The organism is Limnohabitans sp. TEGF002 (assembly GCF_055395845.1).
This window is the reverse complement of record NZ_AP029224.1, coordinates 2,400,429-2,425,048: the sequence shown is the minus strand read 5'-3', so window position 1 is coordinate 2,425,048 and position 24,620 is coordinate 2,400,429. Positions and strand designations below refer to the sequence as shown.

Genomic DNA, 24,620 nt, shown 5'->3' with positions numbered 1-24,620 from the left:
AGCATCGCCCAGGATCTGGGCTCTTACAGGGAAAGCGCAAAGGCCATCCATGTCGTGGAGTTCTGGAGTTGTTGTGTGACGCTTCACATGGGCTCAGCGCACTGCCCAGCCCCCCGACATCGGGAACACCTGCCCCACAAAGCAGCTGGCCGCGTCGCTGCACAGGTAGGCCACAAAGCTGGCGTCCTCTTCGGCCTTGACCAGGCGGCCCAGCGGCACCTCGCGTTTCAAACGTTCCTGAAAACGCGGGTTGGCTTGCACCTCGGGCGGGAAGTAGGTGGGGTTGTCCACAAAGTTCTGCGCCACCGCATTGAGCTGGATGTTGTCGGGCGCCAGCTCCACGCCTGCGGCCTGCACATAGGCCAGTTGAGCGCCACGAGCGGCGCTGTAGCTGGCGGCCCGCTTCATGCCGCGCAGGGCCGAGGCACTGCCCATCACCACGATCTTGCCGCCGCCTCGGGCCTTCATTCCGGGCACCACCGCCCGCACCAGGCGGGGCAGTGGGTCGACCATGACTTCAAACACCTGTCGCCATTCGGACTCGTCGATTTGCGTGACGGGTGTGGACGGCGCAGGCAGCGCCAGGTTGATGACGAGGGCGTCGAGCGGCCCTGCCACATCGACCATGGCCTGTGCGTCTTGTGGGGCGGTGAGCAAGCGTTCGTCCGCGATGACCTCGGCGCCACATTGCGCCAACATGGCGCACAAGGCCGGGCCCATGAAGTCTTGGGCCTGGGTCACCAGGATGCGTTGGCCAGACAAGTTGATCATGTGGATGCTCCTGAAAATGAACGCAGGAAGAAGGGATGCCGCTGCCTGCACAAGGCGGGTGGTGGACTCAGAGGTTCGCGTATTGCGGACGCTGGATCAGCTCAACCTTGTAGCCATCGGGGTCGGTCACGAATGCGATCACCGTGCTGCCGCCTTTGACGGGGCCGGCTTCCCGTGTGACGTTGCCGCCATTGGCGCGGATTTTCTCGCATGCGGCATAGGCATCGGGCACGCCCAGGGCGATGTGGCCGTAGGCCGTGCCCATGTCGTAACTTTCCGTGCCCCAGTTGTAGGTCAACTCCAGCTCGGCGTGGTCGGGGTTGTTGCCATAACCCACAAACGCCAGAGAGTATTTGTACTCTGGGTTTTCAGAGGTGCGCAAAAGGGTCATGCCCATCACGTTGGTGTAAAAGTCGATCGAGCGTTGAAGGTTGCCCACGCGCAGCATGGTGTGAAGAAGTCTCATGGTTTATTTCCTGTGGGTGAAGGCATGTCAAAAACCAGGCAAGCCGTACTGGCATGGGCGTAGAGGGTGCCATCAGGCCCCACCAGTCGGGCTTCAGCGGTGGCTAACTGGCGGCCACAGTGCACCACCTGGCCAATGGCCCGTACACGCTGCACTTTGGGGGTGAGGGCTTTGACCAATTTGACGCTCAGGTCGGCCGTGGTGTAGCCGCGCCCCGGCGGCATCATGGTGTGCACTGCGCAGCCCAGGGCGGAGTCGAGCAAGGTGGCAAACCAGCCGCCGTGCACGGTGCCCAGTGGGTTCATGTGGTTCAACCCCGGCGCACCTTGAAAAATGGCTTGGCCTGCGCTGACTTCCATCAGAGTGAAGTCCAGCGTCTTGGCGATGCTGGCGTAGGGCAGCTCGCCGCTGAGCAAGCCTTGCATGACTTCCAGGCCGGTTTTGCCAGCCACTTGGTCGGGTCGGGCCACACCGGGACCTGCGCCTGCATCCAGGCGCAGGCGCACCACTTGCTCTTGGGCCAACCAAGTGTCGAGTAAAGAGGGGGATGTAGATAGAGAGGGGTTCACAAAATGGGTCTTCTTCAAACAGGCACGGTGTAATTAAGCGCCATGCGGCCGCCGTCAACAGTGACGATCTCGCCGGTGATGTAGCTTGCCGCATCGCTGGCCAAAAACGCCACCACCTTGGCGACTTCGTCAGGCTCGCCCAAGCGTTTCATGGGTGTGCGCATCATGATTTTTTTCTCGGCCGCTTCGCTGGTCAGCACGGCTTGGCGCGCCAACTCGGTGGCAATCGTGCCCGGGGCCACCGCGTTCACGCGGATGCCGAAGTCAGCGAGCGCCAAAGACATGGCGCGCGTCAGCTGGTTGATGCCGCCTTTGCTCACGTTGTAGCTGGCGATGTTGGGGATGGCCAGCACGGCGTTCACGGAGCTCATGTTGACGATCGAGCCGCCCCCAGTGCTTTTCATGGCGCGGGCGGCGGCCTGGCCCATCAAAAATGAGCCCTTGATGTTCACGTTGATGACGGCGTCGAAGTCTTCTTCGGTCACATCCAGAAAATCAGCAGCCTTGAAGATGCCCGCGTTGTTGACCAGCACGTCGACGCGGCCAAAGGCCTGCAGCACATGGTCCACCAAGGCGTCGACATCGGCCTTGCGCGAGACGTCGCAAACCATAAAGCCAGCGCTGTGGCCTTCGCTGCGCAGTTCTGCGGCCACAGTGGCGCCGCGCTCGCTGTTCACATCGGACAGCACCACATGGGACCCTTCAGCCGCAAAGCGGCGAGCGCAGGCCTCGCCTATGCCATTGGCTGCACCGGTAACGATGACAACACGGCCTTGCAGGCCGAAAGACAAGTGGTTGGAAAGGTGCATGGCTTGGACTCCTAGAATGGTTTGCACTCAAGCCTGTCATGCTGCCACAGTCATTTCATGCGATGTGTCACGCACAGGCCGAACTTGATTTTTTTAGAGCTTTTCTACGACACTGCCCAAGCCATGCAAGCCGCCTGTGCATCAAGTAACATGGGTTGTAATTTAAAAACGCCCAATTTCGGGTACTTCAGGAGCACGCAATGTTCAGCCATGTCATGGTCGGGGTGAAAGATCTCGAAGCCTCTAAAAATTTCTACGATGCCGTCTTGGGCACCTTGGGCATCGCTCCGGGTGTGGCCAATAACAAGCGCTACTTTTACCGCAGCCCCACTGGCACCTTTGGCATCACCACGCCCATCAATGGCGAAGCCGCCAGCGTGGGCAACGGTACCACTTACGGCTTCAAAGCCACTTCGGCAGAGCAGGCTGAAGCCTTCCACGCCGCAGGTGTTGCCAACGGCGGTGTGACCTGCGAAGACCCCCCAGGCTGGCGCGAAGGTCCGGCGGGTAAGTTGTTCTTGGCGTATTTGCGTGACCCGGACGGCCACAAAATCTGCGTTTTGCATCGCCCTGGATGAAGGCTCCCCCGCGTCTGCAGACCCTCGTGGAAGAGGGGCTGATTGACACCGTTGTGCGCCAGCTCATGAGCGGCAAAGAGGCCATGGTGTTTGTGGTGCGCTGCGGGGACGAGACCCGCTGCGCCAAGATCTACAAAGAAGCCACGCACCGCAGTTTTCGCCAAGCGGTGGACTACACCGAAAACCGCAAGGTCAAAAACTCGCGTTCAGCGCGCGCCATGGCCAAGGGCAGCAAGTTCGGCAGGCAAGAGCAAGAAGCCGCTTGGCAAAGTGCCGAGGTGGATGCGCTGTACCGTCTGGCCGCTGCGGGCGTGCGTGTGCCCAAACCGTTTAACTTTTTTGACGGCGTGCTGCTCATGGAGCTGGTGACCGACGTCCATGGCGACGCGGCTCAGCGCCTGAACGATGTGGCCTTCACGCCCGAACAAGCTTTGCAGCACCACGCAACCTTGATCAACGAGGTGGTGCGCATGTTGTGCGCGGGTGTGGTGCATGGCGATTTGTCGGAGTTCAACATCTTGCTGGCCCACATCGCGGGTGAGGGCGACCAGCCCGGCGTGGATGAGCCGGTCATCATCGACTTGCCGCAGGCCGTGGATGCCGCAGGCAACAACCACGCTCAGCGCATGCTGCTGCGCGATGTGGGCAATTTGCGGGATTTTTTTGGGCAGTTCGCGCCCGCCTTGCTGAAGACCGAATACGGCCCCGAAATCTGGAGCCTGTACCAAGCGGGATTGCTGAGCAACGAGACGCCGCTGACGGGCCGCTTCGAGCGCTCGACGGCCGATGTGGACATGCAGGCGGTGTTGCGAGAAATCGACGACGCGCGCGACGAAGAAGCCGCGCGACGTTTTCGCATGGCCACGGCGGTTTGAGGCTTGGCCAAGCCAATGCGTTTGACCCAGCCTGAGTTGGCCCCAACGCCCCACGCCGTGTCGCGTCTGCGCGCCGCTCGGCTGGCCCGCAGCGCCAAACCTTTTTTAGCTCGGGGCGGCATCAAGGGCGAGCGCTGCCCGGGTTGCCGCCTGGTGCCCAGCCACTGCCTGTGCGGCTTGAGGTCCGTGGTGCCGACCCATGCGGGCGTGTGTTTGCTGATGGCCGACATCGAGCCCCTCAAACCCAGCAACACCGGGTGGCTGATTGCCGATGTGGTGCCCGACACCTTTGCGTTTGGTTGGGCCCGCACCGAGGTGGACCCCGCCTTGCTGGCGCTGCTGGCCGATCCGCAGTGGCAGCCGGTGCTGGTCTTTCCGGGGGATTTTGTGGATCCTGAGCGGGTGGTGCGCACGGTTCAGACCCCCGATGTGGGCAAGCGAGTCTTGTTCATCTTGCTGGACGCCACCTGGCCCGAAGCGCGCAAGATGTTCCGCAAAAGCCCCTATCTGGACAAGCTCCCGGTGCTGAGTTTGCACCCTGAGCAGATGTCAAATTACAAGCTGCGCCGCTCGCGCCGCGATGACCATTTTTGCACCAGCGAAGTGGCATCGTTGTGCCTCGATCTGGCCGGTGAAACCCATGCCGCCCACACCTTACAGTCTTGGCTTGAGGTGTACACCCACCACTACCTGCAATCCAAGCACCAGCTGCCACCCGATCTGGACGGCGCAGTGCATTCAAAATGGCGGGGTTTGAAGTCGGCCTGAAGCCGCCCGGAACCCAAGCCCCCGAACTTGCACAAGGAGCCCCCGTGTCCAACACCCTATACACCGTCAAGCTGCCCCGCACAGTGGAGCGCCTCGTCACGGGCCAGGCCACGTCCGACGGCGCAGGCGTCAAGCTCAGCCGCATCCTCACCCAAGACTTGCAGCACCGCTTGGACCCGTTTTTGATGCTGGACGCTTTTGGCAGCGACCAACCCGACGATTACATCGCGGGATTTCCGGACCACCCACACCGGGGCTTTGAAACCGTGACCTACATGATCGCCGGGCGAATGCTGCACCGCGACAGCGCGGGCAACGAAGGCCTGTTGCAAAACGGCGGCGTGCAATGGATGACCGCAGGCAAGGGCGTGATCCACTCCGAAATTCCGCAGCAAGACCAAGGCGTGATGGAGGGCTTTCAGTTGTGGCTGAACCTCCACAGCAGCGAGAAGATGAACGCCCCTTGGTACCGCGACTTCCAAAACGCGCAGTTGCCACAACTGAGCACGCCCGAGGGCGTGCAGGTGACGGTGATTGCCGGTGCCAGCCATGGCGTGCAAGGTGCCGTGACCCGTGAGATCACGCAGCCGGTTTATCTGGATGTGCACATGCCGCAGGGCACACGTTTTGAGCAAGTGCTGCCAGCAGGCCACAACGCTTTCATCTATGTTTATCGAGGCGAAGTCCGCATCGGTGGCCAGACCGTGCCTGTGCAGCGTATGGCCATTTTGGCGAATACACCCCAGTCCGATGGTGCGGTGATCGAGGCCAGCGCTGACGCCAAATTGATTCTGGTGGCGGGCCAGCCGCTCAAGCAGCCGATCGTGCAATACGGGCCGTTTGTGATGAACACCAAAGAAGAGATTTACCAAGCGCTGGCGGATTTCAGGGACGGGCGCTTGGGAGAATCGGCCCAGATGGGCTGACGACCATGTGGGCTCAGGTCGATGGAGGCGGTGGGCTCGGTTTCACAAGCTCTTGAAAGCTTGCACAAATTTCTGCGCTGCTGCTTGCACCTGATCGGCGCTGCGCCCTGACGCATACAAAGCCGATCCCAATCCAAAACCCGAAGCGCCTGCGGCGCGGTAAGCGGCCATGTTGTCGGGTGTGATGCCGCCCACGGGCATCAGGGCAGCGTTTGGGGGCAGCACGGCACGCATCGCTTTGACGGTGGCCGGTGAAATCATCTCGGCCGGGAACAGCTTGAGCCCGTGCGCACCTGCGTCGAGCGCGGCAAAGGCTTCGGTGGGCGTGGCCACACCGGGCAGCACCACCATGTTCAGTGCCAGGGCTTGAGCCACCACCGCCGAGTTGAAATTGGGGGCCACGACCAAACGGCCGCCAGCGGCGTGGACGTCTTTGACTTGTTGGGCGTTCAGCACGGTGCCTGCCCCGATCAGCGTTTGCGGAAACTGTGCCGCCAAAGCGGCGATGCTTTGCAAAGGCTCGGGCGAGTTGAGCGGCACTTCGATCATGGCAAAGCCACTGGCTACCAGTGCCAGGCCGATGGCCGGGGCTTCGGCAGGCGTGAGGCCGCGCAAAATGGCGATCAAGGGCAGCTGGGTCATGGCTTGCGCCAGTGTCTGGGCGGGTGTGTTCGTCGATGTCATGGTGGTTTTGTGTAGGAGCGGCGCCCTCGCCGCGATGGCGTTTCAGTGGGTCAGCATGCCGATGCCAGCGCAAACAAGCCCGCCCAGGTGGCTTCGGCCCCCCGGCTTTCGCAGGCGATGCCCAAGTGTTGCAGGGCCAATGTGTAGCGCTGGGTGAGGGCGTTGCTGCCGATCAAGATCACAGGAGCCGAATCGACATGGACGGTTTGTGTGCGCAGCTCTTCACCAATCAGCAGGCCCGACAGGTAGCTGGGCAAAGCCGCTGCGCTCATGCGCTCAAACAGCCCCAGCGTGCGCACGGCAAACAGCTTGTTCAGCACGCTGCCCGCGGTCTGGCTTTGGTCCACGCCTTGCACAAAGGCCGCTTCATCGAAGGCGCCGTTCAAATCGAGGGTCTTGGCCAAGATGGATTGTTGAGTCAGCAAAGCATAGACCTCGCCGGTCATGAAGGTCTGGAAATGCGTGACGCTGCCACCTTGCACCTGCACCCATTTGCTGTGCGTGCCCGGCAGCACCAGGGTGGCGATGTCGCGTCCAGCCAGTTGCAGTGCACCAAAAATTTGAACTTCTTCGCCGCGCATCACATCGGGCGTGTGCAGGGCGTCTTGGCCCAGGCAGCTCAGGCCCGGCACCAGAGCGATGCGCCCAGGCTGCAGCCACAGCAGGTGCTGGCCCAATTCGGCAAAGCCTGCGGGGCAGGGGCAGTAAGGTGCTTCTTGCCAACCCTGGCGGCTGCCGGCCATGCCCGAAATCAGGCACAGCGCATTGGGCGCTTGCATCCAGTCGCCAAAGTGTTCATGGAACAATGCTTCAAATTGGCCCGAAGGCACCGTCAGGATGCCCCGCGCAAATTCGCGCGATTCCAGCACCTGACCGGTGGTGCCCAGCAGTGCACCCCGCAGTGAAGAGGTGCCCCAGTCGATCGCGATCAAGGGTCTCATGGGGTGTGTGCTTTCGTCAAAAGGTTCAGCACTTCATCGTGCCGGGGTAGTGGGGCTACGGCCCCATAGCCTTGCACCGACAAAGCCGCTGCGGCGTTGGCGTAGGCGGTGGCGTCCCACAGGCTGTCACCTGCTGCAAGCCGAGCCAGCAGGTTGCCCGCAAAACAATCTCCTGCGCCTGTGGCGTCGACCGCTTGTACTGTGTGACCCTTGACGGTGCGCTGGGTTTGGCCATCGCTGGCCAGCGCGCCATCGGTCCCCAACTTGAGCACCACTTGCGCTGCGCCTTGGGCATGGCTCCATTGGATGATGTCTTTTGCTTGCGTGAGCCCCGTGAGCGCGGTCATGTCTTCGAAGCTGGGCAAAAACACATCGCACAGACTGGCGGCATGGCGGATACAGGCCTGCGCCCGGTCCAGTGGCCAGAGCGACAGGCGCAAATTGGAATCCAGCGCCACACGCGTGCCCACGCTGCGGGCGTGCTGCATGGCTGCAAACGCCGTGTCACAGGCCGAGCTTGAGATCGCCAGTGAGATGCCCGACAGGTGCAGCCATTGGCTGCTGGCGATGGCGTCCTGCCAATGCGCCACGTCTTGCGGCTGCATGCGACTGGCCGCCGACCCGGCGCGCGCGTAGCTGAAGTGGTGGCCTTGCGCATCATGGCTCACAAAGTACATGCCGGTGGGCGCTTGCGCATCGCGCATCACGGCCTTGACGTTCACGTTTTCGCGCTGCCACAAGTCCATGAGGCACTCGCCCCAGCGGTCCTTTCCTAGCCGGCTCAGGTAAGCCACGCGGGCACCCGCACGCGCTGCGGCGATGGCGGCGTTGCTGGTGTCACCGCCAAAGCCTTGCAGGTACAGCGGTGGGTCTGCCTGCGTTTGGTTGAACTCGACCATGGCTTCGCCCAAGGCGACGATGTCGAGGGTTTTGGAGAGGCGTGTCATATGAGTCAAAGCAGAATTGATTCAGTTCGTGGTGGGAGAATCAGCGTGAAACGGGTCACGTGATGAACGGAGCACAGAGACATGGAACACGATTTTGTACTGAATGGGTCTTGCAAAGGTTTTCCCTTGGCGGCCGAGCCCTGCGCGATCTCGCAGTTGGGGGCGCGTGGCTGGAACCTGCTTCACGATGCACTGGCCTACCCCGTGGCCGTGCTGCGCCGCCCGGCGCTTGCGCACAACCTGGCCTGGATGCAAGACTTTGTGCAGCGCAAAGGCGTGGCCCTGGCACCGCACGGCAAGACCACCATGTCGCCCGAATTGTTTCGCATGCAGTTGCAGGCGGGCGCTTGGGGCATGACCTTTGCCAATGTGCACCAGCTGCGCGTGGGACTGGCTGCGGGGGCGCAGCGCGCCATCATTGCCAATCAGTTGGTGTGTGATGCCGATCTGGATGGGCTGGATTTTTTGTTGCGTCAGCACCCGCAAGCGCGTGTCTGGTTTTTGGTGGATTCTTTGGCGCAACTCGCTGTGTTGGTTGATTGGGGCCAGCGCCGTGGCAACACCCGCTGTTGGGATGTTTTGCTCGAGCTGGGCATTGCCGGTTACCGCACCGGCTGCCGCACGCACGAACAGGCCCTGGCTTTGGCTCAGGCCATGGCTGAATCGGGCGTGGTGCGCCTGGGCGGCGTGGAGTGCTACGAAGGTGGGCTGGGCCAATGCGACAGTGCCCATGACATGGAGGCCGTGAGCGCTCTCATGCGCAGTGTGCAGGCACTGGTGCAGCAGATCGATGCGCAGAACCTGTGGGGCGGTGAGGAGGTCTTGTTGTCGGCAGGCGGCTCGGCTGTGTTCGATTTGGTGATTCCAATGTTGAAACTGCAGGTGCAAAGCCGTCCGGTCCAAGGCGTGTTGCGCTCGGGCTGTTACGTCACGCACGACCACTGGAACTACGCCCGTTACCTGAAGTTGGTCGAAGCGCGTGAGGGCTTGAGCGCCTCGCTGCAGCCCGCGCTGGAAGTGTGGGCCAAGGTGCAGTCGGTGCCCGAGCCGGGGCTGGCCATTTTGACGGCGGGCCGGCGTGATCTGTCGTTTGACCAGTGCATGCCCATGCCGGTGCGCTGGGCGGCACGCGGTCAACGTGGTGAGGGTGCCCTGCAGGCCGCGCCCGAGTCTTGGAAAGTCAAGGCGCTCAGCGACCAGCACGCCCACATGGTGTTTGACCCCGAAGGTGTCTGGCCGCAAGTGGGCGACCGGGTGGCCCTGGGGATTTCTCACCCCTGCACCACTTTTGACAAATGGCGTTGGATGGCGATCATGGAAGACGATGGGCGCATCAGCGGGGCGATCAGCACGCATTTTTAAATCTTCAACCCTTGATCAAACGAAAAAAGGCCGCCACGCAGCATTCGCGTGGCGGCCTTTTTTAAAGCTCACTTCAAACCGTTCAAAGCCTCGGCCGGGTAGCCCGGACGGGTTTTGCAGTCCTCGATGTACTGCTCAATGATCGCCTCGTAGCTGGCATCGGCTCTGAGACCCAGAGCATGTGCACGCTCAAAGGTGCAGCCCTTGGCCCAGTTGTCCACGATCGCGGCGATGCGTTCGTCTTTCTGGAAAGTCACGCGGGCGCGGGCGGCAGGGCCAGCCACTTTTTCAAGGGCTGCCAGCATGTCACTGACCTTCACATTCAGACCCGGCAGGTTCAGCGCCATGCGGCCACCAAAGGCTTCGCGGCTGGCCTCGAACACGGTGATCAAGCCATGCACGGTGTTGCCCGGCGAAGAAATGGGGTGCGACACATGGGCATCCACCGGGCAGGTGGTGGCGGTACCTGCCAGCGGCTCGCGGATGATGCCGCTGAAAAACGAGGACGCTGCGCCATTGGGTTTGCCGGGGCGCACGGCCACCGTCATCAGGCGTGCGGCGCGGCCGTCGATGTAGCCCTTGCGGGTGTAGTCGGCCACCATGTACTCGATCATCAGTTTGTGCGTGCCGTACGACGTTTGCGGCGTGGGCAAGGTGGTATCGGCCACCAGCGCAGGCATGGGGTTGGCCGTATCGGGGCCGAACACCGCGACCGAGCTGGCAAACACCAAGCGCGAGGCTTTGCCTGAAGCCCGGATGCTGTCGAGCAACAGACGTGAGCTGTCCACGTTGGAGCGCAGGCCCAGGTCAAAGTCGAGTTCGCACTCGCCCGACACGGCAGACGCCAAATGGAACACGCCGTCAAATCCGCTCTTGAACAAGTCGCCTTGCTCCAGCATGGGGCCAGCGTGGCCTTTGACGCGGGGGTCTGCCAGCAGGTCGGCCGGTGCTGGGAAGAGGTCGGCAATGACCAATTCCGTCACGGTCTGGCCGTTGAGTTGGCCCTTTTTCAAAATCTCGCGGGCCAGTCGTGCGCCCAAAAATCCGGCACCGCCGGTGATCAAAATACGCATGGTTTTTCCTTGCAAATCAATGGTTGTCTTTGGGCACGGCCGAGCCGCGTTGGCCGACCAAAAAGTCCATGTCTGCGCCTTCGTCGGCTTGCAGCACATGGTCAATGTAGAGCTTCCAATAGCCCGAGTTCATGGCGGGGGCGGGCTTTTCCCAAAGGGACAAGCGCTTGGCCAGCTCTTCGTCGCTGATGAGCAGTTGCAGTTTGCGCTCAGGCACGTTCAGCTCGATCATGTCGCCGTTTTGAACCACGGCCAGAGGGCCACCCGCTGCCGCTTCGGGTGTGGTGTGCAGCACCACGGTGCCATAGGCGGTGCCGCTCATGCGGGCGTCGGAGATGCGCACCATGTCGGTGATGCCTTTTCGCAGCACCTTGGGCGGCAGCGGCATATTGCCCACCTCTGCCATGCCGGGGTAGCCCTTGGGGCCGCAGTTTTTGAGCACCAAAATGCAGTTCTCGTCCACATCCAAGCTCTCGTCGTCGATGCGTTTGTGAAAGTCGTTGCTGTCCTCAAACACCACGGCGCGCCCGGTGTGCACCATCAGTGCTGGGGTGGCCGCGCTGGGTTTGATGACCGCGCCACGCGGGGCCAAGTTGCCGCGCAAGATGGCGATACCCGCTTTTTCTTTGAAAGGGGCGTCGAAGGTTTTGATCACACGCGGGTCGTAGTTGACGGCGCCCGCGATGTTCTCGCTCACGCTTTTACCGGTCACGGTGATGATGTCTTTGTGCAGCAGGTGCTCGATCTCTTTCATGATCACGGGCAAGCCACCTGCATAGCAAAAGTCTTCCATCAGGTGGTCACCTGAGGGTTGCAAATTCAACAGGCAAGGCAGTTCGCTGCCCAAGCGCTCGAAGTCGTCGACGGTGAGCTTCAGACCCAAGCGGCCGGCAATCGCGATCAGGTGGATCACTGCGTTGGTCGAGCCGCCAATGGCGGCCAGCGTGCGGATGGCGTTTTCAAAGGCTTCGCGCGTCAGCACCTTGCTGATGGTCTGGTCGGTGTGCACCATTTCAACAATGCGGCGACCTGCATCGCGTGCCAAGACATTGCGGCGGCCGTCTACTGCAGGATAAGTGGCGTTGCCGGGCAGGCCAACGCCCAGGGCCTCGACCATGCTGGCCATGGTGCTGGCTGTGCCCATGGTCATGCAGTGGCCATGGCTGCGGTGCATGCAGCTCTCGGCTTCAAAGAAGTCGGCCAGCTTGAGCGTGCCTGCGCGCACTTGCTCGCTCATGCTCCACACGCCGGTGCCCGAGCCCAACTCTTGGCCGCGCCATTTGCCGTTCAGCATGGGGCCGCCCGACACGCCAATGGTGGGCAGGCCCACGCTGGAAGCGCCCATCAGCAAGGATGGCGTCGTTTTGTCGCAGCCCATGAGCAGCACCACACCGTCGATCGGGTTGCCGCGGATGCTCTCTTCCACGTCCATGGATGCCAAGTTGCGGTACAGCATGGCGGTGGGGCGCAACAGCGTTTCGCCCAAAGACATCACGGGAAATTCCAATGGGAAACCACCGGCCTCGTACACACCGATCTTGACCTGTTCGGCCAAGGTGCGGAAGTGCGAGTTGCAAGGCGTGAGTTCGCTGAAGGTGTTGCAGATGCCGATGACGGGTCGACCGTCGAACTGGTCATGCGGCACACCTTTGCCCTTGACCCAGCTGCGGTAGGCAAAACCGTCGCGGTCTTGGCGCCCAAACCACTGTTGGCTGCGCAGGTCTTCGGGTTTTTTACGAGGTGTATCGCTCATGGTGCGTGTCCAGTTTGGGAGTGAATCGTGAATCCTGAAAATCCTATCGTATGACGATAGAAAAACAAGCAGGCTTTGTAAAGCCAGTGACATGGGGCAAACCCTTGACGCCAAGACGACTCGGCCTAGGGTTTACCAGAGTCTGTCTCGGGCATTCAATCATCATATGATAGGCGTCCGATCGCCGCACCGACATGAGCAACAATTTCCACAAAAATTCTCTTGATTTATTGGGTCATGCCATCTTGTCTGGTCGCTATGCCGTGGGCGCGAGTTTGCCGCCCGAGCCGATTTTGTGTGAAGAGCTGGGTGTGAGCCGCACCGTGGTGCGTGAAGCCATCAAATCGCTGGTGGCCAAGGGCTTGCTGTCCACGGGCCCCAAGGTGGGCACCCGTGTGATGCCCGATGCGCACTGGAACTGGTTTGACCCTGATGTGGTGGCCTGGCAGGCCCGCTGCGGCCTGACGCCCGAGTTTTTGAAAGACCTGCAGGAACTGCGCCGTGTGGTGGAGCCTGCTGCTGTGCGCCTGGCTGCCGAGCGGGCCACGCCCGAAGACATTGCCCGCATTGAGGCTGCCTACGCCGGCATGAAGCTCGCGGTGGAAGAGGGGGGCGATTACGTCACACACGATCTGCGTTTTCACGAGGGTTTGCTACAGGCCTCGCACAACCGCATGTTGATACAAATGAGCAAGGCGCTCAATGCCTTGCTGCGCACCAGTTTCGAGATTTCTACTCGCATTCAGGATGGCACCAAGACCTCTTTGCCTTTGCACCGCGCGGTACTCAACGCTGTGATCGCCCGCAATCCGGCCAAAGCCGAGCGGGCCGTCATTGTCTTGATCGAGGGGGCACGGCAGGACATTGAACAGGTGCTGGCCTCGCGCCGCAAGTTGCCTGTGGTTTCGGGTGCGGCCACCCCCATCAAATCAAAAAACCGGCCTAAAAATCAGGCCATGAAGGAAGCGGCCTGAGCTGTAAGACACCCATGCAAACCACCATCAACGCTTTTTTCAAACTGCTGGAGTTTCTTGTCGTGGCCTGCCTGGTGGCCATGGTCATCATGGTCTTTGGCAACGTGGTGCTGCGCTATGGTTTTAACTCGGGTATTTCCATCTCGGACGAGATGTCGCGCTACTGCTTCATTTGGCTGACCTACCTTGGGGCCATGGTGGCCATGCGTGAAAAAGGCCACTTGGGGGTGGACACGCTGGTGCGGCGTTTGTCTCTAGGCGGCAAGAAGCTGTGTTTCTTTTTAAGTGAAGTGATGATGCTCGGCTGTAACGCGCTGTTCTTTTGGGGCACCTGGAAAATGCACGAACTGCAAGTCACCAACATCTCGGTGGTGGTCGGTATTTCCATGATCTGGATTTATGGCATCGGTTATGTCACGGCAGGGGTCATGGGGATCATGAACCTCAACCAGCTTCGCTTGCTGCTGACCGGTCAACTGAAGGAAGAGGACTTGGTGATGGTGGTCGAAACGGAGGACGCGGTGGTGCTGGATGAGTTGACGTCCAAAACGGGCTCGCCCATGCCAACCCATTCAGAAGAGCGAGGCCGCGCATGACCATCGCCGTGTTTGTCTTGAGCTTGCTCGGGGCCATGGCCCTGGGCATGCCGATTGCCTATGCCTTGTTGGTGTGTGGCCTGAGTTTGATGGCCTACATGGCCAGCAACGGCATGATCAATGCCTTTGACAGTCAGATCTTGGCGCAGCGCTTTGTGGATGGCGCGGACAACTTCCCTTTGCTTGCAGTACCGTTCTTCTTGTTGGCGGGTGAATTCATGAACGCGGGTGGTTTGAGCCGCCGCATCGTGACTTTGGCCATGGCCTGGGTTGGGCATTTCAGGGGTGGTCTGGGTTATGTGGCCGTGATGGCTGCGGTCATCATGGCTTCGCTCTCGGGCTCTGCCGTGGCCGACACCGCGGCGCTGGCGGCCTTGCTGATCCCGATGATGAAGCGGGCAGGCTACAACGTGGGCCGCTCGGCGGGTTTGATTGCCTCGGGCGGCATCATCGCGCCGGTGATTCCGCCGTCGATTGGTTTCATCATCTTTGGTGTGGCGGCCAACGTGTCCATCACCAAATTGTTCTTGGCCGGTATCGTGCCTGGCATTTTGATGGGCGTGGCCATTGGCCTGACCTGGTGGTGGTTGGCCAAGCGCGAGAACGTGCAACCCGCACCTCGCATGAACCTGGCAGACAAGCTCAAAGCCACCCGTGAAGGCATCTTGGCGCTGGGCTTGCCGGTTTTCATCATCGGCGGCATGAAGTTTGGCGTGTTCACCCCAACCGAGGCAGCGGTGGTGGCGGCGGTTTACAGCTTTGTGGTGGGCGCTTTTGTCTACCGAGAATTGCAGTGGTCCAAGTTGTACAGCTTGACGCTGGCGGCAGGCAAGACCACTTCGGTCATCATGTTTTTGGTGGCTGCGGCCATGGTCAGCGCTTGGCTCATCACCGTTGCCAACATCCCGGCCGAAGTGGCCCGCATGATGGAGCCGCTGATGGGCAACAAGACTTTGCTCATGGTTGTGCTCATGCTCTTGGTGGTGGTGGTCGGCACCGCGCTCGACTTCACACCCACCGTGCTCATCCTCACACCCGTTTTGATGCCCTTGGTCATCAAGGCGGGTATCGATCCGGTTTATTTTGGTGTGTTGTTCATCATGAACAATGCCATCGGTTTGATCACCCCGCCCGTGGGCACCGTGCTCAACGTGGTGTGTGGCGTGGCCAAGATCAACATGGACACGGCTTTCAAAGGTGTCTTGCCTTTCTTGTGGGCGCAGCTGGCTGTGCTGGCCTTGTTGATTGCTTTCCCGTCCATCGTCATCGAGCCGATGAAATGGATGCTGAGATGATTTTTTAACCCTGTGAGTATTTTTAAAAGGAGACAGTCATGTTGAAACGCAGAAATTTGGTGACCCTGATCGCGGGCACATTCCTGGTGGCATCGAGCGCCATGGCGCAGTTTGCCGACCGCAACATCAAGTTCACCAACGGTGTGAACGAAGACCACCCGGTGGGCGTGGGCGTCAAGAAAATGCAAGAAGTGCTGGCGGCCAAAACCGGTGGCAAGATGAAGATCACCGCCTTCTGGGGCGGTGCTGCGGGCGGCGATTTGCCAGCTACCCAAGCTTTGCGTGCAGGCACCCAAGAGATGGTCTGCACCTCCAGCTCGCCGCTGGTGGGCATCATCAAAGAGCTGGGTGTGTTCGACCTGCCTTTCTTGTTTGCCAACGAGAAAGAAGCCGACGCGGTGTTAGACGGTGCAGCGGGCAAGTACTTCAATGCCAAGCTCGAAGCCGCTGGCCTGGTGAACCTGGCGTATTGGGAAAACGGTTTCCGTAACCTGACCAACAGCAAGCGTCCGGTGACCAAGCTGGAAGACTTCGATGGTGTGAAAGTTCGCGTGATGCAGAACAACATCTTCTTGGACACTTTCAAGACCCTGGGCACCAACGCTGTCCCCATGGCCTTTGGCGAGGTGTTCACCGCCTTGGAAACCAAGACCATCGACGGCCAGGAAAACCCCTTTGTGACCATTGAAACTTCCAAGTTCAACGAAGTGCAAAAGTACCTGAGCGTGACACGCCACGCTTACACCCCGTTCTTGATTTTGTACAGCAAGAAGCTTTGGGACCAACTCAACCCACAAGAGCAAGCCGTGCTGCGTGAAGCGGCCATGGAAGGTCAGAAAGTGCAACGTGCGGCCAACCGCGCTTTGAACGAAAAATCTTTGGCCAGCCTGAAGACCAAGGGCATGCAGGTCAACGAGGTGAGCGCAGCCGAGCAAAACCGCATCCGTGCCAAAGTGGCTTCGGTGTACGACAAGCACAAGGACTCGATCGGTGCCGACGCGATCAAGGTGGTGCAAGACGAGTTGAAGAAGTCACGCGGCGGTTGATCCCTCGTACTCAGCTTTTTTGCTGAACCACCAAGCTCCACAGCCGTCCGCTGTGGGGCTTTTTTAACGACCGAAAAGGGTGCTGCCATGAAAATCACGCAACTCGAAACCATCCGCCTGGGTGAATTTCCCAACATCATCTGGGTGCGTCTGCACACCGATGAAGGCTTGGTGGGCTTGGGCGAAACCTTCATGGGCGCGCAAGCGGTCGAGGCTTACTTGCACGAGTGGGTCGCACCCAAACTCGTGGGGCAAGACCCGCTGGCCATCGAATCGCGCCAGCGCGACATCACGGGCTACTTGGGCTGGCGTGGGTCCGGTGTCGAGACACGCGGTAACTCGGCGGTGGACATTGCGCTGTGGGACATTTTTGGCAAGGCCGCTGGCATGCCGGTCTACACCGCTTTGGGCGGCAAAAGCCGAGACGAAATCCGCGTCTACAACACCTGCGCGGGTTACCAATACATCCGCAGCAACGTGAACCAGACCAGCAGCAATTGGGGGTTGGGTAACAACGCGGGGCCTTACGAAGACCTGCAAGGCTTTTTGCATCGCGCCGACGAGGTGGCCGAGTCTCTTTTGAGCGAAGGCATCACCGGCATGAAGATCTGGCCTTTTGATGTGGCCGCTGAAAAGTCCCACGGCCAGTACATCAGCCCACAAGACCTGAACACGGCACTGGAGCCCTTCCGCAAGATCCGCAAGGCGGTAGGCGACAAGATGGACATCATGGTGGAGTTCCACAGTCTGTGGCGCTTGCCCATGGCGCAAAAGATCTCACGCGCCTTGCAAGAGTTCGACACCTTCTGGCACGAGGACGCGATCCGCATGGACAGCCTCGATTTGCTCAAGCAGTACGCGGTGGACTGCAAGGCGCTGATTTGTGCGAGCGAAACGCTGAGCTACAAATGGGGTTTCAAGGACTATTTGCAAACCGGTGTGGCGGGCGTCGCCATGCTCGATTTGAGCTGGTGCGGTGGCCTGACCGAAGCGCGCAAGATTGCCGCCATGGCCGACGCCTGGCAGCTGCCCGTCGCTCCGCACGACTGCACCGGGCCGGTGGTGTGGGCCGCGTCCACGCATTTGTCGCTGCACGCGCCCAATGCACTCATCCAAGAAAGCGTGCGGGCCTTTTACAGCGGTTGGTACAAGGAGCTGGTGACCGAGTTGCCGCAGGTCAAAAACGGCATGATCAGCCTGAATGACAAGCCGGGCCTGGGTTTGGAGCTGTTACCCGATTTGCACAAGCGGGCCGATGCGGTGGCTCGCATCAGCCGCTGAGTGGGCCTGTCAATCGGTCCAGCGCGTGTGGAACTTGCCGGGCCGGTCCATTCGCTGGTAAGTGTGCGCGCCAAAATAGTCGCGCTGGGCTTGCAGCAAATTGGCGGGCAGGCGGGCCGATCGGTAAGCGTCGTAGTAACTCAACGAACTCATGAAAGAGGGCACGGCCACGCCGTGCAGGGCGCCCAGTGCCACGACTTCACGCAGGTCTTGATGGCTGCGGCTCAAGACTCCGGTAAAGTGCTCGTCCATCAACAGGTTGTTGAGGTCTGGTGATCGCTCAAAGCTGGCACGAATGTCTTCCAACAGATTGGCTCGGATGATGCAACCTGCACGCCAGACCGAGGCCACTGTGCCCATGGGCAGTTGCCATTGGTTTTCGCGATCAGCGGCCTTGAGCAGACTGAAGCCTTGGGCGTAGGCGCAAATCTTGGAGGCCAGCAGCGCATTTTTGATCTGCCCCAGCACCGCATCGCGTGGCCCTGCAGCGCGGACCACAGGCCCTGGCAGCACCTTGGCAGCTTTGGCCCGCTCGGCATGCAAGCCGCTCACTGTGCGTGCAAACACGGCATTGGCAATGGTGGGCGCTGTGACCCCCAGATCGAGGGCAATCTGACTCGCCCATTTGCCCGTGCCTTTTTGCTCTGCCGTGTCCAAAATCAGGTCCACCAAAGCGCTGCCCGTTTCGGGGTCGGTGTGCGCCAAGATGTCGGCGGTGATACCGATCAGGTAACTGGCCAGTTCACCTTGGTTCCATTCGTGGAACACCGTGCTCATTTCTGCCGGGCTCATGCCCAGCAGCTTGTGCATCAACCAATAAGCTTCGCAGATGCTTTGCATGTCGGCATATTCAATGCCGTTGTGCACCATCTTCACGAAGTGGCCCGAGCCGCCCGGACCCATCCATTCACAGCAGGGCTCACCGCCATCGGTTTTGGCGGCAATCGCTTGCAGCATGGGTTTGAGGCGTGGCCAGGCAGATGCTGAACCGCCGGGCATCAAAGCCGGACCGCGCAAAGCGCCTTCTTCGCCGCCGCTCACGCCCGCGCCCACGTAGTGAATACCCGAACCTTCCAGTGCCTGCATGCGGCGTTGGGTGTCCGTGTAAAGCGTGTTGCCGCCGTCCATCACCACATCGCCCGCGCTCAGCAATGGGCTGAGCTGGCCCAGCACGGCATCGACAGCAGCCCCGGCGGGCACCATGAGCCACACGCAGCGCGGTTGCTGCAAGCTGCCCACAAGTTCCACCAAAGAAGCTGCTGCCTGCGCTTTGAGCCCCTGGGTACGCTGGCCAAAACTGTCACGCTTGGTTGCGTCCAGATCAAAACCCGCCACACCAAAACCGTTGCGTACCAAATTCAGCGCCAGGTTTTCACCCATGACGCCCAGGCCCACCAGGCCGATGTCCATCTGCTGCATAGGTCGGACTTAACCTCGACCCACAAAAGGCATGTTGGTGGCCATCACGGTGGTGAACAAAATATTGGCAGACAGGGGCAGGCGAGCCATGGTCAGGAAGGTCTCAACCACAGCGCTCATGTCCATGCGCGGCTCGGCTTTGATGCTCAGGTCGGCTTGGTGCACACCTTGCGCCATCTTGAGCGTCATGTCAGAGGCCACGTTGCCGATGTCGATCTGGCCCACGGCGATGCTGTAAGGGCGGCCATCCAAAGAAGCGGCACGGGTCAGGCCAGAGATGGCGTGTTTGGTGGCGGTGTAAGCAATCGAGCCCGGGCGCGGCACATGGGCCGAGATCGAGCCGTTGTTGATGATGCGGCCGCCTTGCGGGCTTTGCTCTTGCATCAGCTTGAAGGCGTAAGACAAGGTGTAGAACGCGCCGTTCAGGTTGATGTCCACAGCCCTGCGCCATTCGTCGCCAGACAGGTCGCCCGGCAAGGTGTAGGGCAAGGAGATGCCTGCGTTGTTGAACACCAAATCGAGTCGGCCAAAGCGCGAACGGATCTGCTCGAACAAGGCTTTGACCTCAGGCTCTTTGGACAGGTCGGTCGGGATGGCGTGGGCGTTGGCCGCGTTGGCACCCGCTTCGGCAACAGCGGACGCCAGTGCGTCAGCACGGCGACCGACCAAAACGACTTGCCAGCCTTCTTTGAGCAAGGCCAGTGCGCAGGCTTTGCCAATGCCGGAACTGGCACCGGTGACGAGGGCGATTTGGGACATGGTGAAAACTTTCTAAAGTGGTCTGTAAACAGCCAGATTTTCAGGCGTTTTGGAAAGAAATCTGTACTTTGAGTGACTGGCTCTTGTCCGCGGCCAGGTCAAAAGCTTCGATGGCTCGCTCCACCGGCAAGATGCCGGTGATGACCGGTTTGCCGTTGACCAAGCCTTCGTTCAAAAAGCGCACGGCGGTGGCAAATTCGGCGTGAAAACGGAAGGTGCCGCGCAGGTCCACTTCTTTGGCCACCACTTGTGTCATGGGCAGGCTGATGTCGCCGCCCATGCCCACGGTGATCAGCACGCCACGCGGCACGATGGTGTCCAGGCCCACGCGCAAAGCGGCTTCGCTGCCCGAGGCTTCAAACACGGCATCGAATTGGCCTTTATCCACTTTGTATTTGTCCAGGGCTTCCGGCTGGGTTTTGAGGTTGATGGTTTCGTCTGCGCCCATCTCTTTGGCGCACTTCAGCGGCAAATCGGCGATGTCAGCGGCCACGATGCGCGCTGCACCGGCCCGACGCAAAGCACCAATCAGCAGTGAACCAATGGGGCCGCAACCAGTGACCAAGACCTGTTTGCCCAGCACGCTGCCAGCGCGCTGAATCGCGTGCAAGCCCACCGACAGGGGCTCAGCCAGCGCGGCTTCGGACAGGCTCAGGTGGTCAGCAATCGGATGGGCTTGGTAGCCCTCGATGATGATTTGTTCGGAAAACGCGCCCTGGATGTGGGGGAAGGGCATGGCGCTGCCGTAAAAGCGCATGTTCAAGCAATGGTTGTGTTGCCCCGCTTGGCAAAAGCGGCAGTGGCCGCAAGGGCGTGAAGGCGATATGGCGATGCGCTGGCCTTTGGCGATGCCGCTGGCTTGGCTGCCCAAACCCTCCACCACGCCCGAGACTTCGTGCCCCAGCGCAATGGGTTGCTTGATGCGCACGGTGCCAAAACCACCGTGCTGGTAGTAATGCAGGTCCGAGCCGCAAATGCCGCCATAGGCCACATTCACGCGCAGTTGGTGTTCACCCAAAGTGGGCAGTTCGGTGTTTTCAATGCGCAGGTCTTTGGCCGAGTGGCAGACAACGGATTTCATGGCAGGTCTCTTGGGTTGAATGAAGGAAGAATCTTAGAGTGTCGCGGTCACGCCGCCGTCGACATACAAGATATGGCCGTTCACAAAGCGTGAGGCGTCGCTGGCCAAAAAGACCGCTGCGCCGCCCAGGTCTTGCACATCGCCCCAGCGGCGGCTGGGTGTGCGGCCCACCAGCCAACTGCTGAAGGCCGGGTCGTCCACCAGCTTCTGGTTGAGTTCGGTTTTGAAGTAGCCCGGTCCAATGCCATTGACGTTGATGCCAAACTGGCCCCAGTCAATCGCCATGCCTTTGGTCAGCATCTTCACAGCGCCTTTGGTGGCGGTGTAGGGCGCAATGCCGGGGCGGCCCAGTTCGCTTTGCACCGAGCAGATGTTGATGATCTTGCCGCTTCCCCTTGGGATCATTTTTTTGGCCACCGCTTGGCCCACAAAGTACACGCTGTCCAGGTTGGTCTTCATGATCGTGTGCCAGTCGCTGTCCTGGTACTCGTGCAGCGGGCCACGGATTTGCATGCCCGCGTTGTTGACCAAAATATCGATCGGGCCGTCGGCCTCGATCTGGTCCACTGCCGCACGCACACTCTCGGCCTCGGTCACGTCAAAGACTGAGGTGCTGACCGACAAGCCCTGGGCTTGCAGTGCAAGAGCTGCCGCCTCCACTTTGCTGGCGGTGCGGCCATTCAAAATGACATGGGCGCCCGCTTGCGCCAAGGCCTCGGCCAAAGCCAGGCCAATGCCAGCAGACGAACCGGTGATCAGGGCACGGCGGCCCTTGAGTTGAAAAGTGTCGAGAGCATTCATCGCATCAGCATCCATTTGAGAGGAACCATCACCAAACTCGGGAAGGCGATCAGCGCCCCCATGACGACCACTTGGGAAGTCAGGAAAGGCATGACCCCGCGGATGACATCGTGCATCGGGATGCGACCCACCCCGCACACCACGTTGAGCACCGTGCCCACGGGCGGGGTGAGCAAACCGATGGCGTTGTTGATGATGAACAGCACGCCAAAGTAGACCGGGTCAATGCCAGCTTCGCGCACCAAAGGCATCAGCACCGGCGTCAAGATCAGCACCGTGGGTGCAAAGTCCAGCGCCGTGCCCACGATCATGACCAGCAGCATCAGCATGACCATCAACAATGTTTGGTTGTCGATGAAGGGGCGCAAAATTTCAACGATCTGCGCTGGGATGTTGGCCACGGTGATCAACCACGCCGACACCAGCGCGGCGGCGACGAGGAACATTACCACCGAAGACGTTTTGGCGGCCGCCAAAATGATGCCGTACAAGTCTTTGAACTTGATTTCTCGGTAAATGAACAAGCCCACGAACAGCGAATACACCACGGCCACCACGGCCGCTTCGGTGGGGGTGAAGATGCCCATCTTCATACCACCGATGATGGTGATGGCCAGAAGGTAAGACCAGAACGCGTTGATGGTGACGGTGATGCGTTCTTTGAAAGGCACCTTGGCAGCGACCACCACATTGTCTTTGCGCGCCACGATCCACCAGGTCACGATCAAGGCAAAACCCATCAACAGGCCTGGAAAAATACCCGCCATGAAGAGTTTGGAGATGGACACACCGCCGATCACACCAAACAAGATGAAGCCAATCGAAGGTGGAATGACCGGCGCGATGATGCCGCCCGCCGCGATCAAGCCAGCCGAGCGGTCCATGCGGTAACCGGCATCGCGCATCATGGGCATGAGCACGGCAGCCAAAGCTGCAGTGTCGGCCACGGCCGAGCCCGACAGGCTGGCCATCACGATGGCGGCAAACACCGCAACATAGCCCAGGCCACCCCGGAAGTGGCCCACCCAGACCATGGCTGAGTTGACAATGCGCCGGCTCATGCCGCCCGCGTTCATCAACTCACCGGCCAGCATGAAAAAGGGCACGGCCATCAGCGGAAAGTTGTCGGCCCCGTTGATCAGGTTTTGCGACACGATTTGCGTGTCGAAGTTGTCCAGGTGCAGCATCAAAGCCACACCTGAGACGATGAGGGAAAAGGCCAGCGGCATGCCAAGCGCCATGGCAGCCAGCAGCGACACGATGAAAACAAGCACGGTCATTTGGCGGCCTCCTGCGTGTGCGCGGTCACGACTTCTTCGGAGTCTTGCACCTGGATCAAATCGGATTCATTGAAATTGCCTTTGGCCAGCTGAACCAGCTTGCCCATGATCATCAGGCCCATCGCCACGCTGGTGATGTAGCCCACGCCGTACACCCAACTCATGGGAATTTCGGTCACGGCGGAGCGCGTGGTGGCATTGATGCTGTGCTGTTTGAGCGTGCCGTAAAACATCAGGGCACAGCAGCCGAGCATCAGCACATTGGAGATGGCGAAAGCTGCTTTTTTACCCGTCAGGCTGAGCTTGCGCACCACAGAGTCCAAGCCCAAGTGGCCGTTCTCGCGCATGGTGACAATCGCGCCCAGGAAGGTGATCCAGATGAACAAAAACCGCGACAACTCCTCCGAGCTGATGATGCCGTCATTGAAGCCGTAGCGCAGCACCACGTTGCCAAACACCATGATGACCATGGCCGACAGCATGATGACCAGCGTGAACTCCGCCAGCTTGAAGAAAAGGTCGTTGATTTTTTTCATACGTCATTCACAAAAAAGCCCCCTCCGTAGAGGGGGCGTGATGTCTCTCAAACCATCACTTGGTGTCTTCGATCGCCTTGAGCAAAGCGGTGCCGCTCTTCTCGCCGAAGGTCTTGGCAATTTCAGCCGACACGATCTTTTGGAAGGGGGCCATGTCCACGTTCTCGATCACTTGCATGCCCGACTTCTTGAGCTCTGCAATCACTTTCCCTGCGTTGGATGCGTTCAAGCCACGCTGGTAAGTGGCGGCTTCACGTGCGGCATCCACCACCACTTTTTGGTAGTTGGCTGGCAGGCTGTCAAACTTGGCTTTGTTCATGGCCACCACCAGCGGTGAGTAAACGTGGTTGCTCACTGTGAGGTGCTTTTGCACTTCGTAGAACTTGGACGACCAGGTCACGTTGATGGGGTGCTCTTGCGCGTCAAAGGTGCCGGTTTCCAAAGCGGTGTACAGCTCGGCAATCGGCATGGGCGATGGGTTCATGCCCAGCAGCTTGAACGCTTGGATGTGGTACGGGTTGGGTGTGGAGCGGATCTTCAAGCCCTTCAGGTCTTCGGGCTTGTTGACGGGGCGTTTGTTGTTGGTGAAAGCACGCCAGCCGTTTTCCCAGTAAGCCAGACCTTTGAGGCCGTGCGGGGCCAATTCGTTGAGCACGCCCGTGCCCACGGCGCCATCCAGCACGGTGTAGGCGTGTTGCGCGTTGCGGAACACAAAGGGCAGTTCCATTGCTGCGGTGTTAGGCACGATGCCGTTGAAGTTGGAAGCACCACTGGACACGATGTCGATCGTGCCGCCGCGTGTGCCGTTGATCATGGCCGCGTCATTGCCCAGCTGGTTGGCTGGGAACACGGTGATTTCGACATCGCCGTTGGTGCGTTGCTTGACCAGTTCGGCCAGCTTGAGGGCTGCGGCATGTTGTCCATCGGTGGCGTTGACCGCGTGGCCCATTTTCAGGTTGAACTTGGCGGCGTAAGCGCTGGAGCCGACGGCAGCGACGAGGCAGGCGAGAAGGATGCGGGAAAGTTTCAT

General features: G+C 60.2%; 26 protein-coding genes. 10 read left to right on the top strand and 16 right to left on the bottom strand.

The genetic code is table 11. From position 1 onward, the window contains the following. Nucleotides 1-93: 93 nt before the first annotated feature. The 4 genes from ACZ5SR_RS12050 to ACZ5SR_RS12035 all read right to left on the bottom strand — a co-directional run bounded on the left by ACZ5SR_RS12050 (nucleotide 94) and on the right by ACZ5SR_RS12035 (nucleotide 2,615). Nucleotides 94-771, bottom strand: coding sequence for an SDR family oxidoreductase (locus ACZ5SR_RS12050; RefSeq protein WP_464448904.1), 678 nt, complete (start codon nucleotides 769-771; stop codon nucleotides 94-96). Between the two features lie 67 nt (nucleotides 772-838). Continuing rightward, a complete protein-coding gene (gloA, locus tag ACZ5SR_RS12045) occupies nucleotides 839-1,237 on the bottom strand; it encodes a lactoylglutathione lyase (protein ID WP_464448903.1) in 399 nt (132 codons plus the stop codon). Then, nucleotides 1,234-1,806, bottom strand: a complete 573-nt coding sequence (locus ACZ5SR_RS12040) for a PaaI family thioesterase (RefSeq protein ID WP_464448902.1) — start codon at nucleotides 1,804-1,806, stop codon at nucleotides 1,234-1,236. Before ACZ5SR_RS12040 ends, gloA begins: the two co-directional genes overlap by 4 nt. A gap of 14 nt (nucleotides 1,807-1,820) precedes the next feature. After that, nucleotides 1,821-2,615: an SDR family NAD(P)-dependent oxidoreductase gene (locus ACZ5SR_RS12035; RefSeq protein WP_464448901.1), complete on the bottom strand. Its 795-nt coding sequence runs from the start codon at nucleotides 2,613-2,615 to the stop codon at nucleotides 1,821-1,823. A gap of 200 nt (nucleotides 2,616-2,815) precedes the next feature. Here ACZ5SR_RS12035 and ACZ5SR_RS12030 point away from each other — a divergent pair, with 200 nt between their 5' ends. Genes ACZ5SR_RS12030 through ACZ5SR_RS12015 form a run of 4 tightly spaced genes read left to right on the top strand, consistent with a single transcriptional unit; the run spans nucleotide 2,816 to nucleotide 5,762 of the window. Next, nucleotides 2,816-3,193 carry a VOC family protein gene (locus ACZ5SR_RS12030; RefSeq protein WP_464448900.1) on the top strand — a complete coding sequence of 126 codons (378 nt, stop codon included), beginning with the start codon at nucleotides 2,816-2,818 and terminating at the stop codon, nucleotides 3,191-3,193. Beyond that, entirely contained in the window at nucleotides 3,190-4,068 is an 879-nt protein-coding gene (locus tag ACZ5SR_RS12025; RefSeq protein WP_464448899.1) for a PA4780 family RIO1-like protein kinase, read from the top strand. The genes ACZ5SR_RS12030 and ACZ5SR_RS12025 overlap by 4 nt, the downstream gene beginning before the upstream one ends. Before the next feature lie 15 nt (nucleotides 4,069-4,083). After that, nucleotides 4,084-4,836: a tRNA-uridine aminocarboxypropyltransferase gene (locus ACZ5SR_RS12020; protein ID WP_464448898.1), complete on the top strand. Its 753-nt coding sequence runs from the start codon at nucleotides 4,084-4,086 to the stop codon at nucleotides 4,834-4,836. Between the two features lie 44 nt (nucleotides 4,837-4,880). Then, nucleotides 4,881-5,762: a pirin family protein gene (locus ACZ5SR_RS12015; RefSeq protein ID WP_464448897.1), complete on the top strand. Its 882-nt coding sequence runs from the start codon at nucleotides 4,881-4,883 to the stop codon at nucleotides 5,760-5,762. A 42-nt stretch (nucleotides 5,763-5,804) separates the two neighbouring features. On the opposite strand, the gene ACZ5SR_RS12010 is transcribed toward ACZ5SR_RS12015, so the two are convergent. The 3 genes from ACZ5SR_RS12010 to ACZ5SR_RS12000 are packed head-to-tail and all read right to left on the bottom strand — an operon-like array spanning nucleotide 5,805 to nucleotide 8,334. Continuing rightward, complete coding sequence (locus tag ACZ5SR_RS12010; protein ID WP_464448896.1) at nucleotides 5,805-6,446, bottom strand: 2-dehydro-3-deoxy-6-phosphogalactonate aldolase; 642 nt, start codon at nucleotides 6,444-6,446, stop codon at nucleotides 5,805-5,807. 50 nt (nucleotides 6,447-6,496) lie between these two features. Beyond that, the gene (locus ACZ5SR_RS12005; RefSeq protein ID WP_464448895.1) at nucleotides 6,497-7,387 is read right to left on the bottom strand and encodes a 2-dehydro-3-deoxygalactonokinase; all 891 of its coding nucleotides are present in this window, start codon (nucleotides 7,385-7,387) and stop codon (nucleotides 6,497-6,499) included. Next, complete coding sequence (locus ACZ5SR_RS12000; protein ID WP_464448894.1) at nucleotides 7,384-8,334, bottom strand: sugar kinase; 951 nt, start codon at nucleotides 8,332-8,334, stop codon at nucleotides 7,384-7,386. The genes ACZ5SR_RS12005 and ACZ5SR_RS12000 overlap by 4 nt, the downstream gene beginning before the upstream one ends. Before the next feature lie 81 nt (nucleotides 8,335-8,415). Here ACZ5SR_RS12000 and ACZ5SR_RS11995 point away from each other — a divergent pair, with 81 nt between their 5' ends. After that, entirely contained in the window at nucleotides 8,416-9,696 is a 1,281-nt protein-coding gene (locus ACZ5SR_RS11995; protein WP_464448893.1) for a type III PLP-dependent enzyme domain-containing protein, read from the top strand. Nucleotides 9,697-9,764: 68 nt separating this feature from the next. Here the strand turns inward: ACZ5SR_RS11995 and denD are convergent, their stop codons facing one another. Together denD and ACZ5SR_RS11985 are read right to left on the bottom strand one after the other, a co-directional pair. Next, nucleotides 9,765-10,769: a D-erythronate dehydrogenase gene (gene denD, locus ACZ5SR_RS11990; RefSeq protein ID WP_464448892.1), complete on the bottom strand. Its 1,005-nt coding sequence runs from the start codon at nucleotides 10,767-10,769 to the stop codon at nucleotides 9,765-9,767. A gap of 16 nt (nucleotides 10,770-10,785) precedes the next feature. After that, nucleotides 10,786-12,522: an IlvD/Edd family dehydratase gene (locus ACZ5SR_RS11985; RefSeq protein WP_464448891.1), complete on the bottom strand. Its 1,737-nt coding sequence runs from the start codon at nucleotides 12,520-12,522 to the stop codon at nucleotides 10,786-10,788. A gap of 194 nt (nucleotides 12,523-12,716) precedes the next feature. Here ACZ5SR_RS11985 and ACZ5SR_RS11980 point away from each other — a divergent pair, with 194 nt between their 5' ends. The 5 genes from ACZ5SR_RS11980 to ACZ5SR_RS11960 all read left to right on the top strand — a co-directional run bounded on the left by ACZ5SR_RS11980 (nucleotide 12,717) and on the right by ACZ5SR_RS11960 (nucleotide 17,714). Further along, the gene (locus ACZ5SR_RS11980) at nucleotides 12,717-13,496 is read left to right on the top strand and encodes a FadR/GntR family transcriptional regulator (protein ID WP_464448890.1); all 780 of its coding nucleotides are present in this window, start codon (nucleotides 12,717-12,719) and stop codon (nucleotides 13,494-13,496) included. Nucleotides 13,497-13,510: 14 nt separating this feature from the next. Next, nucleotides 13,511-14,092, top strand: a complete 582-nt coding sequence (locus tag ACZ5SR_RS11975) for a TRAP transporter small permease (protein ID WP_464448889.1) — start codon at nucleotides 13,511-13,513, stop codon at nucleotides 14,090-14,092. Then, nucleotides 14,089-15,387 (top strand): TRAP transporter large permease subunit, encoded by a 1,299-nt coding sequence (locus ACZ5SR_RS11970; RefSeq protein ID WP_464448888.1) that lies wholly within the window; start codon nucleotides 14,089-14,091, stop codon nucleotides 15,385-15,387. The genes ACZ5SR_RS11975 and ACZ5SR_RS11970 overlap by 4 nt, the downstream gene beginning before the upstream one ends. Before the next feature lie 38 nt (nucleotides 15,388-15,425). After that, nucleotides 15,426-16,433 (top strand): TRAP transporter substrate-binding protein, encoded by a 1,008-nt coding sequence (locus ACZ5SR_RS11965; RefSeq protein ID WP_089954359.1) that lies wholly within the window; start codon nucleotides 15,426-15,428, stop codon nucleotides 16,431-16,433. 87 nt (nucleotides 16,434-16,520) lie between these two features. After that, nucleotides 16,521-17,714, top strand: a complete 1,194-nt coding sequence (locus tag ACZ5SR_RS11960) for a mandelate racemase/muconate lactonizing enzyme family protein (RefSeq protein ID WP_464448887.1) — start codon at nucleotides 16,521-16,523, stop codon at nucleotides 17,712-17,714. 9 nt (nucleotides 17,715-17,723) lie between these two features. Here ACZ5SR_RS11960 and gndA read toward each other — a convergent pair whose 3' ends face one another. Genes gndA through ACZ5SR_RS11925 form a run of 7 tightly spaced genes read right to left on the bottom strand, consistent with a single transcriptional unit; the run spans nucleotide 17,724 to nucleotide 24,620 of the window. Beyond that, nucleotides 17,724-19,133 (bottom strand): NADP-dependent phosphogluconate dehydrogenase, encoded by a 1,410-nt coding sequence (gndA, locus tag ACZ5SR_RS11955; RefSeq protein WP_464448886.1) that lies wholly within the window; start codon nucleotides 19,131-19,133, stop codon nucleotides 17,724-17,726. 9 nt (nucleotides 19,134-19,142) lie between these two features. Next, the gene (locus tag ACZ5SR_RS11950; RefSeq protein WP_464448885.1) at nucleotides 19,143-19,892 is read right to left on the bottom strand and encodes an SDR family oxidoreductase; all 750 of its coding nucleotides are present in this window, start codon (nucleotides 19,890-19,892) and stop codon (nucleotides 19,143-19,145) included. A gap of 40 nt (nucleotides 19,893-19,932) precedes the next feature. After that, a complete protein-coding gene (locus tag ACZ5SR_RS11945) occupies nucleotides 19,933-20,973 on the bottom strand; it encodes an L-idonate 5-dehydrogenase (RefSeq protein WP_464448884.1) in 1,041 nt (346 codons plus the stop codon). 33 nt (nucleotides 20,974-21,006) lie between these two features. Continuing rightward, the gene (locus ACZ5SR_RS11940) at nucleotides 21,007-21,789 is read right to left on the bottom strand and encodes an SDR family oxidoreductase (RefSeq protein WP_464448883.1); all 783 of its coding nucleotides are present in this window, start codon (nucleotides 21,787-21,789) and stop codon (nucleotides 21,007-21,009) included. Next, nucleotides 21,771-23,054, bottom strand: coding sequence for a TRAP transporter large permease subunit (locus ACZ5SR_RS11935; protein ID WP_464448882.1), 1,284 nt, complete (start codon nucleotides 23,052-23,054; stop codon nucleotides 21,771-21,773). Before ACZ5SR_RS11935 ends, ACZ5SR_RS11940 begins: the two co-directional genes overlap by 19 nt. Next, nucleotides 23,051-23,590 carry a TRAP transporter small permease gene (locus ACZ5SR_RS11930; protein WP_464448881.1) on the bottom strand — a complete coding sequence of 180 codons (540 nt, stop codon included), beginning with the start codon at nucleotides 23,588-23,590 and terminating at the stop codon, nucleotides 23,051-23,053. The genes ACZ5SR_RS11935 and ACZ5SR_RS11930 overlap by 4 nt, the downstream gene beginning before the upstream one ends. A 55-nt stretch (nucleotides 23,591-23,645) precedes the next feature. After that, on the bottom strand, nucleotides 23,646-24,620 hold the full coding sequence (locus ACZ5SR_RS11925) for a TRAP transporter substrate-binding protein (RefSeq protein WP_108324940.1): 975 nt from the start codon (nucleotides 24,618-24,620) through the stop codon (nucleotides 23,646-23,648).